The sequence below is a fragment of the Legionella erythra genome, from assembly GCF_001467615.1.
Lineage (GTDB): Bacteria > Pseudomonadota > Gammaproteobacteria > Legionellales > Legionellaceae > Legionella_C > Legionella_C erythra.
Genome location: NZ_LNYA01000028.1, coordinates 53,399 through 67,874, shown reverse-complemented (window position 1 = coordinate 67,874; position 14,476 = coordinate 53,399). Strand labels below are relative to the sequence as shown.

Here is a 14,476-nt window from a genome sequence, read left to right as displayed (position 1 = left end):
GTTAAGGATTCACCAAGGCCAGAAGGCGCACCCACGCCCCCGTCGCACCCTGAATGTTTGTGGGAAGAATAAGCGCGAAACTGCCTGTGGCAGGAAGCCTGTCCGCATGGGCAACGTTTTCAACCAGGTATCGCTGAGCGCCAAGGACCAGTTGATGGACCGGGTAGCCGCCATCCGGCCTGTCCGGCGACAGGGTATCGATGCCAAGGCCTGCAATATCCCTTTTAATCAATAATTCCGCTGTTTCTTTTGCCACACAGGGAAAAACCAGGTTATTACGGTATTTTTCCGGCTCTGACCAAAATCGGGCCCAGCCGGTATAAAAGACCACGAAACTGCGGGGAGGGATAGCCCCATGCTGTCGTTCAAAATCGTCGAGATCCTCCGGACTGATGCGATAACGTTCATGGGCTTTGGCAGACACATCAATCATCACGCAGGGCACAAGCAAATCACTCAAGGGCAACTTATCCACCGTAAGACCCTTAGGAACACAATGAGCCGGCGCATCGATGTGGGTACCTACACCCGCCGCAAGGGTAAATTGTTGTACACAAAACGGGGTTTCTGTAGTACATTGCCCATAATCGAGCAGAACGTCCTGTTTAACCCCCGCAGCCCCCTCCCAGGTTGGACTGGTTGGGGTGATGGTGTGGGTTAAATCAATCACACGGTAGGGAAACGTCATTTTTATCAGCCCTTGCTTTTATCAGGTCTTGTTTTGCTTATATATCAACCCATTCTAAATGGAAACAAACGCGGTGGCCATGCAAAATAAAACATTGCAATCCTATCTCTTTCCCTTTTTGCTGCTCGTATCGATTATGGGCGGCGGCCTGGCAGGCTATTTATTCCCGCAACAGGTCAAGCTCTTTAAGCCCCTGGGTGCTATCTTTTTAAATTTAATATTTACAGTCATTGTGCCCCTTATTTTTTTCAGTGTGTCTTCTGCTATCGCCAAAGCCGGCTCGTTAAACAAATTGGGTAAAATCATGGGTAGCATGACCGTGGTTTTTCTGTTTACCGGCGTCATTGCAGCCCTTTATGCTCTGCTGGTGGTCAAGATTTTTCCCCCTGCATCCGGGGTTTATTTACCTTTGCCAACAAAAGCGGGTAGCGAAACCATTCCTGTTGGCGAACAGTTGGTGGGGATGTTTACGGTGCCTGATTTCAGTCAGTTGCTGTCCCATCATCACATGCTGGCATTGATTGTCTTTTCCATTCTGGTGGGTCTTGCCTTGACGCATCGTTCAAATCAGGCTTTCACCACGGTCCTTAAAGCCGGCGAAGACGTGTTCATGCGTGTTTTTGCCTTGATCATGGTATTCGCACCGGTTGGCTTTTTTGCCTATTTTGCTGGGCTTGTGAGCGAATTGGGACCGCAATTGCTGAGCAATTATCTTCGCATTGCTGTCATTTATTATGCCTGTGCCCTGATTTATTTTGTTTTTTTATTAAGCGGCTATGCTTTTTTCGCCGCGAAAAAAGCAGGGCTTAGTCTCTTCTGGAAACATATTCTGTTACCAGCTACCACAGCTCTAGCCACCTGTTCCAGCGCAGCCAGTATACCGGCCAACCTGTATGCCGCCAAATCCATGCGTGTACCGTCGGAAATTGCGGAAACAGTCATTCCCTTAGGCACCATCATCCACAAAGACGGCTCTGTCATCGGTGGGCTTTTCAAAATTGCTTTTTTGTTCGGCCTGTTCCATATGGATTTTAACAGCGTTGCCGTGCTGATGCTGGCTGTCGGCGTTTCCGTCCTGGTCGGCACGGTGATGGGCGCCATACCCAGCGGCGGCATGCTCGGCGAATTACTGATTTTAACGGTTTATGGATTTCCACCCTCCGTGCTGATTGCTGTCGCCGCCATCAGCATTATTATTGACCCCATTGCCACCCTGCTTAATGTCACCGCCAATACCGCAAGCAGCCTCATGATCACGCGGCTGGTTGAAGGAAAAGGCTGGCTCCAATCGCAGGCACCGGACAACCTGCCGGCTGTCTCCGATGCCTCTGCTGACGAACAGGCCCTGCAATCATTCCGGTAGGTAAATTATCCCTTCAAGGTAAAGCTGGCATGTTCCGCTTAGAAAAACACGATCGCCTTTGACCTCGCAGCGTAACTCGCCCAGGCGACGGCCACCCTGGCTCGCAGTGATTGTGTTTTTAGCCAATTGCTCACACCAGTAAGGGGCAATCACACAATGGGCAGAACCCGTGACCGGATCCTCCGGCACATCGCAACCGGGATAGAAACACCGCGAATACACATCGGTTTTGCTTGCCGGCGCCGTTAAAATCAAACCCCGGTAATCCAGTTGCGCCACGGCGTCAAGATTAGGTTTTGCGAGAGCCACATCCGCTTCGTTCCCATAGACAAACATTAAATCAAAACGGCTTTTTAGTATCTTTTCCGGTTTTGGCAGACCGGTTATTCCATAATCAGGCTGCCAGGATATCTCTTCATAAGGCAGCGCAGGAAAATCCATCACCAGCCCCTCCTGCTGCCGCTCAACCCGCAGCTCACCGCTTAAACAGGTAAACGGAATTGTTTGCCGCTTATAATTCATTTTCTCAAAAAGGACATGCGCACTGGCTAAGGTGGCATGGCCGCAAAGCTCAATTTCTTCATTCGGCGTAAACCAGCGCAAGTGAAAACCCTCACCCGCGGGCACAAAAAAAGCCGTTTCCGATAGATTATTTTCACTGGCAATGGCCTGCAGAATGTCATCCGGCAACCACGCCTGTAAAGGACAAACAGCCGCGGGATTTCCACGAAACAACGATGAGGCAAACGCATCGACTTGATAAATTTTTAACGTTTTCATTGCTTACTCCTGAACAACCACGGTAATATTAACATAGCCTATTATTATATAGCAAGCTATACAAATAACGAGAATAGTATGTACCTGTCCACCCTGTTAAAAAAAACCAATCGCCTGCTGCTAAAGCGTGCCAATGAATTACTAAAGCCGTATGACATTAATCATGCCTACACCTTTATTCTGATGGAGCTGTTCAATCAGGACGGGCTCACTCAAACCGAACTGGTACAACGCATTGACGTGGAACAGCCAACAGCGGTAAGAACGCTGGATCGCATGGAACGCGACGGGTTTATCCATCGCCAACCGAGCCCCTTAGACAGGCGTGCGGTATTGATTTATCTCAGTGAAAAAGGCAAACAGACAGAACCCATGCTGGCTGAAAACGCCAGACGTCTCAATGATCTTGCTCTCCAGGGTTTCAGTGAGGCGGAAAAAAACCAGTTTCAGGCCTTGATTAAGCGCGTTTTGGATAACCTGAAAAAGGAGTGGCGTTGACCGTGTTCTTTCCCCACTGCGTTGGGTAACATTCTAATTTTTATAATTGAAACAGTAGCTTATACCGCCTACAATGTATCGGCTACCAATTCAAGGATGAATTCAATGCGTCTTTTAAATATCGTTGTAAAGCAACATGATAATGCGATTAAAATGATTTTTGAAACGCTTTCTTTTTGCGAAAACGAGCAGGAAGCTGTCTGGCATAGCAGAAACAACACGGCAGGACACATCCTGCAGATGCTGCTTTCATTATACCAGGCTGAACCCTTTCACGTGAAGAACCTGAAGCGATTGGACACCCAGGAACTAATCAGTGAGGAATCCAACGCCTTTATTGAGTTACATTATCAGAATAAACCCTACCTGGGCAAAATCACAGCCGTGCAATATCAATTGCCGTATCATCGTTCCACCGCCCTGGATTTCTTTGCGGTCATTGATGATTACCTTGAATACCAGGAATTTGATCACACCCTGATGGGTCATTCAATTATTCATGATAAAACCATAGAAGGCCAATTAACCCAACCGCTGGAAGACCTGCTTCAAGGCTCATTAAAGCGTGAGCTGGTGACCGGGCAACTGGCTGCTACACTCCTCTCCATGAATAGTTCCGTTGCCCTTTACCAATCGACCCTTGCTGCCCTGAGTAAAATTTATCAGTTTGCCAGACAACAGAATATATCGTTTAGAGAATGCCTGGATATGAAAAGGCGTTATCTCATCCTTTACACGCCGACCGATAAGCTTCTTGCTGCCCCGCTAGATCACCACAGTCAAATCAGGATGCTCATTGAGATGACGCAATTGCTTTTAACTTACAGGGAGAATGAACTAACCCATCTGGTGAAAAATTTAGGCCTGGAAGCAAAAAAGCGATTTTTTCGCCCCGCCATTGGTCAGGTAGCACACGACCAAGGGCATTATAGCTGGACATACACCGAATGGGCTCTGTTGAGTGAGGCAGAATTTACCATTCAACCGGACGGTTGCCTGGCTTTTGATGTGCCGCGTAATGAAGCTTATCAGGAATATTATGCCAAAGGGAAACGCAATCATGAGATATTTGAGCAGGAGTTGTTATTTTTGCAAAAATACCTGCCTCTGGCCTTTCATCCCAAAACCGATTTCCACAAGACCATCATTCTTACCCCTGAGTGCTCAGCCCTATTAATTCAACAAGGGGCTCATTTTAATGAACATTATATTAAAAAATTACTGGCCATGAAAAATGCCATGCGCTTTTTTGGTAAAGTCAAGGAGCACACCGCCTCCTCAACGGATCGTCAGCTTTATGACCATCTGCTTGCATTGCCTCTTGAATTGACAGCCCTTATCATGGGCCACACATTTCCAGAATTGGCAGAGACGCTGCATAAAAATGATCTCATCGAATTGATGAAATACACAAACACTCAGGCCGATTTAAGGCTGGCTCGTCATGCAAACGCGATGACCTCCAACGTATGTCAACTCCTTTAGCCTTTAGCGAATCTGCGATTTAAATACCCCCTGATTGGTACCGATATAAGCGGTACCCTTTTTTAAAACCTGAATGCTGTTTACGGAATCGGTCTTTAATCCTTTTCGCGCTGAAAACCAGTGAATCCCACCGTCTACGGTATAATAAACCGCACCGCTTCGCGCCGTGTCAGTTCTTGCTCCGACATAGACCACCCGGTCATTTTCAACATACAACCCTGACAGGGAATAGGTTGTGGCATTAAACGAAATGGGCAAGCCGGCATTAACAGCCATCCAGTATTGGCCGCCGTCGGTGCTTTTTAGCATGCCTTCCGAGGTGGCGGCATACACCGTATTGGCATCATAGGCCGCGAGATTGGTGATCTGCAAATGACGGGAGCCGACATAAAGCGTCGACCAATGCGCCCCGCCATCGGTAGTCTTCATAAGCGTTCCATTCGTGGCCCAGCCTGGACTAATCCCCGCATAAACCGTGTTGGCATCAACCGCATCGAGGCTTAACACGCGATTAGGCCAGGTTTTGTAAACGCTTTGCCAATGAGCACCGCCATCAACTGTTTTAAATATACCGCCGCGCGAAGTCAGGCTGCCGGAAACACTGACATACACTACGTTCTCATCTACAACCGAAAGAGCTAAAATATCTTTACCCGGCAACCCCTGACTAATACTAAGCCAGGTATTGCCGCCATCATCCGTCTTAAATAGGCCTGCTCCCCAGGTAGCGGCATAGACTTTTTTTTCGTCAAGGGCCGCCACGGCATTCACCAGCGCGTTTTCAGGAAAACCCTGGCTTGCCGCAGTCCAGGTTTTTCCGCCATCCAGCGACTTGTACACTGGCCCATTGTCATCATTCAAGGCATCGAAACCACCGGCATAAATCACATGGCTACCGACAACGGCCTGCACCGTTTCCATCACCCCTTTACTTAACAACTGCCAGGGGGCAACATCCTTTTTACTGGTCTTCACCAAATCCGCTGCCGGTGTGGACAACAGGTTGTTGGTGATTTTTCGGTTGGCCCAATAGTGCATCATCCGCAAGCTTAAGTTAATGAGGATAAGGAGGATAACAACGGTCAATAAAGCAATTTTTCTTCTTTGAACAGTGGGCATGAATGAATACAATCAGCAAAATACGCTATGTTAACCCGATAAGACACTGACAAACAACCCCGCAAGGGCGGCCAGTAGTGTTTAAATCAATGTCATAATAAAACGCAGGTTTAATTTACTTAATCCCCTCATTAATAAGCATTTTAATTGCAAAAAAATGCTTGCGTAATTTTAACGTCTTGTAAGCCCACTCGATAATGAGTATAGTCAGCAGCGATTTTGTAACCCAAGAGAATATTGGAAGAAAAATGACGCAAACGAATTTAAGCCCGGCCCATCTGGCAGCAGCGGAAATTAAGAAAATTGTTCCTGACTTCAGCCCTGTTATTGGGATCGTTTTAGGCTCCGGCTTAGGCAGTTTTGCTGAGCAGTTGGACAATGCCGTATCCATTGAATATACCCAATTACCCGGGTTTCCCAAAACCTCCGTGCATGGTCATGGCAGTAAACTGGTTCTGGGCTATCTGAACGGTGTTGGCGTTGTGTGTTTGCAAGGTCGTGCCCACACGTATGAAGGTGTCGATTATAGCGTGGTGAAAACCTACGTCCGCACCTTAAAATTACTGGGTTGCGAATACTTTTTTGCCACAAACGCGTCAGGTTCCTTACGGGAGGATGTAGGCCCTGGGGAATTAATGCTCATTACTGATCACATCAACCTGCAGCCTGGCAATCCATTGGTTGGCCCTAATGATGACGAATTCGGTCCGCGTTTTTTCCCACTGGACAATGCTTACGATAAAGCCACCCGCCAGACACTTTTACAGATCGCTTTAAAAGAACAGATTAATCTCCATCAGGGTGTGTATTTATCGATACTGGGGCCTAACTATGAAACGGCTGCCGAAATCCGTGCTTTTCGCATTTGGGGAGCGGATGCCGTCGGCATGTCGACAGTGCCCGAAGTACTGGTGGCTAACCATTGCGGCATGAAAGTAGCAGTTATCGCAACCATTACCAATTATGCCACTGGTTTAGCCAGCAGCAGCCACAGCCATGAGGCGGTAGTCATGATGGCGTCTCAGGCGGCAGAAAAATTAAACCGCCTGATTAAAGGTTTCATTGCAGGTCTTGCATGAACATCGAAAACGAGTACAGTCAGACACTTCAACAGCTGGAGCAAGGCAAAAAGCAACGCATTCCAGATTCTGAAGAAATAATCGCCCTGCTTGATCTGACACTGCTCGATACCGAGGCTGACGCACAGGCCCTGTCGCAATTTGTGGAAAAACTAACAAGCTACCCTGTTGCTGCCGCCTGTGTATACCCAAAACATCTTCCTTGCCTTCCTAAACATTTTTCGTTTAAGAGGGCAACGGTCGTCAATTTTCCGAGTGGATTGCAGCCTCTTGCTGAAGTAGAACAGGAAGTTCGTCTGGCCATTGACGAGGGCAAAGCGGATGAAATTGATTATGTTTTCCCTTATACAGCGTATCTAAAAGGAGAAACCCTCCAAGCCCTGGCGCATTGCCGCTCCCTGTACGCCCTCTGCCGCGATAAGCAGACAGGCTTTAAAGTGATCCTCGAAACGGGTGCCTTCCCTTCCGCTATAACCCTCTACCATGCCTGTCGTGAAATCCTGGATCAAGGTTGTGATTTTCTAAAAACGTCAACAGGTAAACTACCTGTCGGCGCCACGCCGCTTGCCGTTTTTACCCTGCTGAAAGCCATCCAGGACAGCGGCTCCGCCTGCGGCATCAAGGTGTCAGGCGGGGTAAAACAGAAAGCGCAGGCCTTGTCCTACATGCAACTGGCAGAATATTGTTTAGCAAAACAAGTCCATTCAAGCTGGTTTAGAATCGGCGCCAGCAGCTTATTGGACGAACTCGTTCAATAATTAATCAGGCAACGCAAACCCGCTCTCTCTCGAATTACTTAAACCACCCGTCCAGAATAAGCCCTGCCCACAAGCTTAAACCGTACCAGCTGTTCATATTGAATGCCTTAAAACAGGCTGTTTCTTCGCGCTCCAGTATAAGCCATTGCTGATAACCTAACATCGCTCCACCCACAGCCCAGCCCAAGAAAAAAGGCAGTGAAAAGGAGGAAATCCAGGCTAAAGGCAACCACAGGCTGTGTAAAAGCATCTGCAGCAGACCAATGATCAATTTATCCCATTGCGCAAAAAATATAGCCGTGGATTTTACGCCGATGCGTAAATCATCTTTCCTGTCGACCATGGCATACTCCGTATCGTAAGCTACAATCCAGGCAAAATTAATGATAAATAACAAGGTCATCGCTAAGTCGACCGGGCGATGCAAGGCAGCAAAAGCCATGGGAATACCCATTGAAAACGCTAATCCCAATACCAGTTGAGGACACGCAATAAAGCGTTTACAGAAGGGGTAGATAAAGGTTAAAAACAATGCAATCACAGCATAATAAAAGCAGGCATGGGGGAGTTGCAACAAGATGAGTAGCGCCAGGCTCAATAACACGCACAAGGTGCCGGCTGCCTGCCAAAGCGTCAGTTGGCCGCTGGTTAAGGGCCTTTCCCGTGTGCGCTGCACATGGCAGTCAATGTGGCGATCCGCTATATCATTCATTACGCAACCGGCAGCGCGCATCATGACGGTGCCTAAGAAAAAATAAATCAACAGCGCCAAAGGCGGCGTTCCCTCTGAACCTATCCATAGAGCCCAAGCGGTGGGTGCCCATAATAACAGGGTTCCAGCCGGTTTATGGAAACGCATCAGGCGGAGATAAGACCAAACATCCATCAGATTACTCGCAAAAGTCCAGGCAATAAAATTTCAATTAAGCTAAACGGGTATTTCTCGAAAATAACAAATTTTGACAGGCGAATCCAAAGCAGGGATTCTTTCTCAATCAATGCACTGTCAGGCCAATAATATTCCATGCAGGTGGAATTCACCGCATAATAATGGGTACCTGTGCGCCTCACCTCATCGCTATAAAACACAAGACGTCCTAAAGACTCCTGACGTAAACGCCCAAAAAAAGATTGATTTTTTAACCAGGTAGGTGCGGGTATGATAGTTCGTCCGTACCAACATGGTGTCTTTGCCGCTGAAACAATCACCTCACGATGAATCACGGTGGCGATGGTCAAATCCAATACTGATTTTTCCCACCAGCCAGTTGGTACCCAAGCCTGCTTTAGCACGCAAAGTGCAACCCCACCCGTCTTCTCACGCAATTTCAGGGACAGCTCGTCGGCATGAGTCAGCCAGGGCAGCAAGGCTTTAGGCGGCGTCAAGGAGCGGGTCAGCGCTGGTAAAATTTCAAATGACATCACGGTTAACAGGTGGCAAAAACGCCAGACAGTATAACATTGGCGGCTGGAAGAAAACAGAATGAGAAGCGGCCTGAATTAAGGACAAGTCATTTTAGCGATGGTTAAGCGGCCACTGGACGTAATGGCTAAGGCGCGGGCATTGGTCCCGCTGCAGCCTGAAGCAGAGATAGTCATATTCAATGCGCCGCTGGTTACGAAGCCCGAACTGTCGTAACTGACGATACCCTGGTTGGCATTGACTGCCGTGCCGGTTGGCAGGGCTTCCTGAATTTTGACGATATCAGCGGCTGAATCAATGGTGTTATTGTTATTGGCATCCAGAAATACAATCCAGCCCTGCGCCCACTGCGCTGCAGTACCACAGGCATTTAAACCGGCATTTGCTGCCGGGCAGACAGAAACACGAATACCTCGTTTGATGGCTTCCATACGGGCATAACTGAAACTTGCGGATAATTTATTGGCCATGCCTACTGCTTTGTTATTTTGAATTAAGGAGTAATAGGCAGGCACACCCACGGCCATAAAAATACCTGCCACGGCCAAGGTGACCATAAACTCTGTCAGGGTAAACCCCGCCCGGCACTTCCCTATCAAAATAACCACCATTTTCCGGAAATTCTGTATAAATTATAGGCTATTTTGCTGTAAAATTGGCGAAACGGAGTCGACCAAGCCGATTAATAACAACCCGGCCGATTTCAACACCTTGATAAGCAATGGAAAAATGGCCATTCACCGCCCCATGTCCTGGTGTTTGGCTAAAAATCAAATAATCCGATGATTGGAAACCCACCCAGGTAATGGTTAGCGGCGAGCGAAAACCGTGCCATGCGTAAACCAGCTCATCCCGATGGCTAAGCCGGTGATTGGCATTGTCTTTAAAAAGCATCATGCCTCTTGCCCAGTTCTCCAGTTGTACCGGCTGTAAAACCAGCGCCGAATGCTGGACCAGGGCTTGGTTACGGGCATATTGTATAGCCTGAGATAACCGATGCTGCGCCACCGTCAGTTGCGCTTGTAGCTCGTTTTTTGCATTCGTTGCGAGATATAACCCTGCCAGTACGCTAGCCAACGCAAGGCAGACTAATAGCTCAACCAGACTAAACGCCCGTTGCCGGTTGCTGCTTGTCGTTGAATAATTGTTGTTTAACCAAAAGTAAATCACTGAACGCCTGTTTTTTATCTTTTGGATTGCGTAAAAGATAAGCTGGATGATACGTAACTAAAAAAGGAATCTGTTGATAATAGTGTAATTTAGCCCGCAATTGATTCAAAGGCGTAGTTTTACCCATAAGAAATTGTCCGGCAAAACGCCCAAGGGCCAGAAGCAATGCCGGTGCTACCAGTTCAATTTGCCGTACAAGGTAGTCGCGGCAATGATTAATTTCCTCAGGCAAGGGATCACGATTATCAGGCGGCCGACATTTTAAAACATTGGCAATATACACCTGTTGTTCATCCAAGCCGATGCTTTGTAACATCCGATCCAGCAACATACCGGCTTTACCCACAAACGGCTTGCCCTGTTTATCCTCATAAAATCCGGGAGCCTCGCCAATAATCATGAGTTTCGCAGCCGGGTTACCGCGAGAAAAAACCGTGTTCGTGCGGGTATTAGCCAACGCGCATCGCCTGCAGGAAGCCACGGCCGTCATTAATTGCGATAACTGTTTTGTACAGCCGGTATTGTCATCGCGTACAATCCAGGGCTCTATCCCCATTTGTTGCAGATAATAATGATTTAAATGATTTGACATGCCAGCCTTAAACCTGTTTTCGATGAAAAAAAGCGACAATTCTCGTGGACATAAATGACGGAGAAAGCTTCGCAGCGAAAACCAGAATTTTATTCATTATACCGGGAATAATAAATAATTTATTGCTATTTAATCCGTTGTAAGCCTTACGCGCAACTTTTTCGGCACTCATGAGTCCAATGATGCCACGGGCAAGCCAGGATCCCTGCATGTGGGCCCTTTCCATAAACGCCGTTTCAGTTGGGCCTGGGCACAAAATAGAGACAGTAACCCCATGCGGCTTTAACTCATACGCCAAGGCTTGCGAAAGGGAGATTACATAGGCTTTGGTCGCATAGTAAGTCGCCATGCGCGGTCCAGGCTGGAAGCCTGCTGTCGATGCCACCTGTAAAATTTTTCCTCGACCCAGTTTGCTGAAGCGCTCGGCATAATAGTGGGTGAGTTCGGTTAGACAAACCATGTTTAATTGCATCATGGCATTGACCGTTTCGTTATTCGTTTCCACAAAATCAGCCATGCAGCCGATACCGGCATTATTAATCACGCATTCAATATCCCATTGCTTGTTTTCCAGCGTTTCTACCAGGGTACGCGCACTGCCGGGGCGGCTTAAATCCATGGTGATGCTGTCAGCCTGGATACCGAATTTTAAGCGAAGCGTTGCCGCAAATTCGCTGAGACGCGATTCTTCACGAGCCACCAGAACCACATCATGTCCCTGCCTTGCAAACTCAAACGCTATAGCCTGCCCGATTCCCCTTGATGCGCCAGTAATCAGTGTCCTCATGATAGTCATCCGTATAAATGAGTTCGTCTCCCTGCCCCTTAACCACGGTCTGCAGGGGCTCCTCTTTGTTTTTCAGGCTATGGCAAATCAGGCGTGCCGCATTTAGATTGCCGGTTTGAAAGGCTTTAAACAATCGTGTGGCCTGTTCCGGGGTTAACTCCCAGTTTGCATAGAACACCGGTTCTTCGGTAATCCCTTTATTATTAAGAATAGATTCAAACCATTTCAATTGCTGGCATTGTTCCTTTAGCGATTCAACATTCAACCTCGACGTGATCTGTTTCAGAATAGCGAACAAGACATGCACCTCGCCATTGATTTTAAGCAGCATATCGAGGCTATGATGAGGGTTGCTCAAAGCAAATGAATGCCGTGCTACTTTATAGATTTTCAAGTCTGCTGGCTTTTTAAAGACAGCAGCAGGCAATTTTAAAAAAATCGGAAACATGCTTTCAAAAATCTGCATATTGCACAGGGTATTGACTCGACGCAGCCAGGTGGACAGGCCTGAATTAAAAAAATCACCCTCATTGGGATACGGCGATCTGGCAGACTCTGATTTGGGTTGCGGAAAATGACGCTCGCGTATCTCATTAATTTTATCAGCAGTCATCCCTCGTTCAAGAGCAATGTCAGCCAGACGCTCAAACCAGTCCTTGCGATTACGAAAGCAGGTAAAATAGAGCGCTTCTTCAATGCTTGCAAAATTCGCATACATGTATTCTTCATTACGTGCCTTACCGGACTGACTTGTGTCATAGCGTGGCGCAATGTAATTTTTTACCGCTTCCTCACCATACTGCACCAGCATGGCCTGTTCTTCTGGCGTGATATTAAATTGAGTAGCCGACACATTGCCTGTGGGCAGCAAGACCACCTGATTACTGTGCTGCATTAATCGTAAACGATCCTGTTCCCAGCCGCTGACTGGATCTTTAACACCCGTTAAAAAACCATAAATCCAGTTCCAGATGAAATTTTCCCGGTAGATACGATCCACCAGCTTATCCAGCAAGCCCCGCTCGCAACCATTATCAAACTGAAAAGCAAGCAAACTTAAACAATTGCCGTATTCCGACGTCAGCAGCGTTGAATGGTTGTCATGAAATACATTGGTGGGGAGATTGTTTAATACGCCGCCATCGTTGTGCGGCTCTCCTTCAAAAATAGTGGGTTTAAAAACTACCGGTAAACTGGCTGACATCGTGACCACGGCACTGACTTCAAGATCCGGCGTGGTCGTGCTTGAGAAATAGCGGGTTTTGCGCCGCTTTATATTGGTCGCTGTCACAATTAACTCATTACCGAGCCCGCAATCAGGGTAGCGCGCCTTAAGCGCTTTAAGTGATGCAAAGGTGATTTTATTATTGTAGAGTACTTCGTCCGACAGAAACTTTCGCCCCTTGGCCGTCGTATCAATTTCATAGCGCCGAATGATTTGATTGACTTTCTGCGTCACCATAAAATCCAGTGCGCCTTTCACGGCCTGGGTATCTGACATGCCTGAACTGTCAATGTCAAAGTGAATCAGATTTTCCTGCCGAAATTCTTTAAAAAAATTCAATATCTCTTCCGAGGTGTAGCCTAAATAACACAGCACGGCCATAATGGCTCCAGCCGAACTGCCTGCAAAACGGGTTGGATTGATGCCGGCTGCCTCACAGGCTTTATACGCACCAACATGGGCAAATATTTTGCCGCCACCACCGCAAAACACCATATTGTCAAGCTCTGGCCGTTTTTCGGTAATCAGTATTTCGCCGGTGGATGGCCGCTCGGACACCATGACGTCATCCTCTTCGATAAGCGGTTGGTAATTTTTTTCTCTGAATTTAAATTCTTCCAGTTCATATTCGTTATTTGGTTTTTCATACCAGGACTTAATCCAGCGCCATAATCGTTGATACCAGGTTTGCGTGGTAATAAACCGCTGCGTCTGGCGGTATTCGTACATCTCCTCCATGCGCTGATTTTGCAAAGGCACACGGATAGCATAGAGATGCGGTTTAAAAATCATGTCATCATAATTGAGCGCATCAAGATCCTCATGGATTAAACTTTCAACCAATCGATCGGTTAATATCAAGCGTTTAGCATTACGCAGGGGCGTCAACTGATTATCATCCGGATCGCGGTATTTACTGCCATTGCTTTCCGTCGCAAATTGTTTAAGGCCAATCAAAAGCCCATACTTGTCCGGACAGATTTCAACACCGGTCAACTGGTAATTTAATGTGAGCTCCAACGGCGTAAGCGGCCAATGATAGGCTTTGCGGCGATAATAAAGGAGGTTCGTGATACGGCCCCACCAACTTAAACCGACTTCCGCCGTGTAACCCCGGTAATCATTGGTCGCTACCCCGCTTAAAAAAGCCATTTGCGCATTATGGCAATGCGGCGTTAAAAACCAGTGGATAAATTTTTCTTTCGCCTCATCACTAAGCCTCGTGTAATCGAAAATGATGCGTTCATCGTCCAGCAGGTAATTACCCAGTGTGTAATGACTATCCGGCGCCAGGCCGTTGATACGAAACCAGCCGCGATGAATGCAAAGAAGAATTTTTTGAAGAAGGCGTGTGTTGGGATGTTCGGCAGTATTCCTATGTAACAAATCACTTAACACATTTTCTCGAGCCATAATAAATCCCTTTGTTATGTGATCGTTATCAACCACGTTTCGTCCAAAGTGGTCTGACTGATAAATTATTTATCCAATTTAATAACTAACATAAAT

At 47.3% G+C, this 14,476-nt stretch carries 15 protein-coding genes; 5 read left to right on the top strand and 10 right to left on the bottom strand.

The features are described 5' to 3' along the window. Position 1: 1 nt before the first annotated feature. A complete protein-coding gene (locus Lery_RS09125) occupies positions 2 to 688 on the bottom strand; it encodes a cyclase family protein (protein ID WP_058526952.1) in 687 nt (228 codons plus the stop codon). Positions 689 to 761: 73 nt separating this feature from the next. Between Lery_RS09125 and Lery_RS09120 the strand changes: the two genes are divergently transcribed. Next, entirely contained in the window at positions 762 to 2,051 is a 1,290-nt protein-coding gene (locus Lery_RS09120) for a dicarboxylate/amino acid:cation symporter (protein WP_420324156.1), read from the top strand. Here the strand turns inward: Lery_RS09120 and Lery_RS09115 are convergent. Next, positions 2,040 to 2,831 (bottom strand): PhzF family phenazine biosynthesis protein, encoded by a 792-nt coding sequence (locus Lery_RS09115; protein ID WP_058526951.1) that lies wholly within the window; start codon positions 2,829 to 2,831, stop codon positions 2,040 to 2,042. The two genes, Lery_RS09120 and Lery_RS09115, sit on opposite strands and share 12 nt — an antisense overlap. Before the next feature lie 78 nt (positions 2,832 to 2,909). Between Lery_RS09115 and Lery_RS09110 the strand changes: the two genes are divergently transcribed. Continuing rightward, entirely contained in the window at positions 2,910 to 3,329 is a 420-nt protein-coding gene (locus tag Lery_RS09110; RefSeq protein ID WP_058526950.1) for a MarR family winged helix-turn-helix transcriptional regulator, read from the top strand. A 105-nt stretch (positions 3,330 to 3,434) separates the two neighbouring features. Further along, complete coding sequence (locus Lery_RS09105; RefSeq protein ID WP_058526949.1) at positions 3,435 to 4,814, top strand: hypothetical protein; 1,380 nt, start codon at positions 3,435 to 3,437, stop codon at positions 4,812 to 4,814. A 3-nt stretch (positions 4,815 to 4,817) separates the two neighbouring features. Here Lery_RS09105 and Lery_RS09100 read toward each other — a convergent pair whose 3' ends face one another. Next, positions 4,818 to 5,933 carry a WD40/YVTN/BNR-like repeat-containing protein gene (locus Lery_RS09100; RefSeq protein WP_058526948.1) on the bottom strand — a complete coding sequence of 372 codons (1,116 nt, stop codon included), beginning with the start codon at positions 5,931 to 5,933 and terminating at the stop codon, positions 4,818 to 4,820. A gap of 248 nt (positions 5,934 to 6,181) precedes the next feature. Between Lery_RS09100 and Lery_RS09095 the strand changes: the two genes are divergently transcribed. Both Lery_RS09095 and Lery_RS09090 read left to right on the top strand, forming a co-directional pair. After that, a complete protein-coding gene (locus tag Lery_RS09095) occupies positions 6,182 to 7,012 on the top strand; it encodes a purine-nucleoside phosphorylase (RefSeq protein ID WP_058526947.1) in 831 nt (276 codons plus the stop codon). Further along, positions 7,009 to 7,770: a hypothetical protein gene (locus tag Lery_RS09090; RefSeq protein WP_058526946.1), complete on the top strand. Its 762-nt coding sequence runs from the start codon at positions 7,009 to 7,011 to the stop codon at positions 7,768 to 7,770. Before Lery_RS09095 ends, Lery_RS09090 begins: the two co-directional genes overlap by 4 nt. Before the next feature lie 34 nt (positions 7,771 to 7,804). Here the strand turns inward: Lery_RS09090 and ubiA are convergent, their stop codons facing one another. From ubiA to vpdC, 7 genes are all read right to left on the bottom strand, one after another. After that, positions 7,805 to 8,656 carry a 4-hydroxybenzoate octaprenyltransferase gene (gene ubiA / locus Lery_RS09085; RefSeq protein WP_082657172.1) on the bottom strand — a complete coding sequence of 284 codons (852 nt, stop codon included), beginning with the start codon at positions 8,654 to 8,656 and terminating at the stop codon, positions 7,805 to 7,807. Beyond that, positions 8,656 to 9,192, bottom strand: a complete 537-nt coding sequence (locus Lery_RS09080) for a chorismate--pyruvate lyase family protein (RefSeq protein ID WP_058526945.1) — start codon at positions 9,190 to 9,192, stop codon at positions 8,656 to 8,658. The genes ubiA and Lery_RS09080 overlap by 1 nt, the downstream gene beginning before the upstream one ends. A 78-nt stretch (positions 9,193 to 9,270) precedes the next feature. Next, positions 9,271 to 9,792 carry a GspH/FimT family pseudopilin gene (locus Lery_RS09075; RefSeq protein WP_237759195.1) on the bottom strand — a complete coding sequence of 174 codons (522 nt, stop codon included), beginning with the start codon at positions 9,790 to 9,792 and terminating at the stop codon, positions 9,271 to 9,273. Between the two features lie 40 nt (positions 9,793 to 9,832). Beyond that, the gene (locus tag Lery_RS09070; protein WP_082657171.1) at positions 9,833 to 10,363 is read right to left on the bottom strand and encodes a GspH/FimT family pseudopilin; all 531 of its coding nucleotides are present in this window, start codon (positions 10,361 to 10,363) and stop codon (positions 9,833 to 9,835) included. Continuing rightward, entirely contained in the window at positions 10,299 to 10,955 is a 657-nt protein-coding gene (locus Lery_RS09065) for a uracil-DNA glycosylase (protein WP_058526942.1), read from the bottom strand. The genes Lery_RS09070 and Lery_RS09065 overlap by 65 nt, the downstream gene beginning before the upstream one ends. A gap of 7 nt (positions 10,956 to 10,962) precedes the next feature. After that, the gene (locus Lery_RS09060; RefSeq protein WP_058526941.1) at positions 10,963 to 11,742 is read right to left on the bottom strand and encodes an SDR family NAD(P)-dependent oxidoreductase; all 780 of its coding nucleotides are present in this window, start codon (positions 11,740 to 11,742) and stop codon (positions 10,963 to 10,965) included. Beyond that, on the bottom strand, positions 11,687 to 14,380 hold the full coding sequence (gene vpdC / locus Lery_RS09055) for a Dot/Icm T4SS effector VpdC (protein ID WP_058526940.1): 2,694 nt from the start codon (positions 14,378 to 14,380) through the stop codon (positions 11,687 to 11,689). Before vpdC ends, Lery_RS09060 begins: the two co-directional genes overlap by 56 nt. Positions 14,381 to 14,476: the final 96 nt, after the last annotated feature.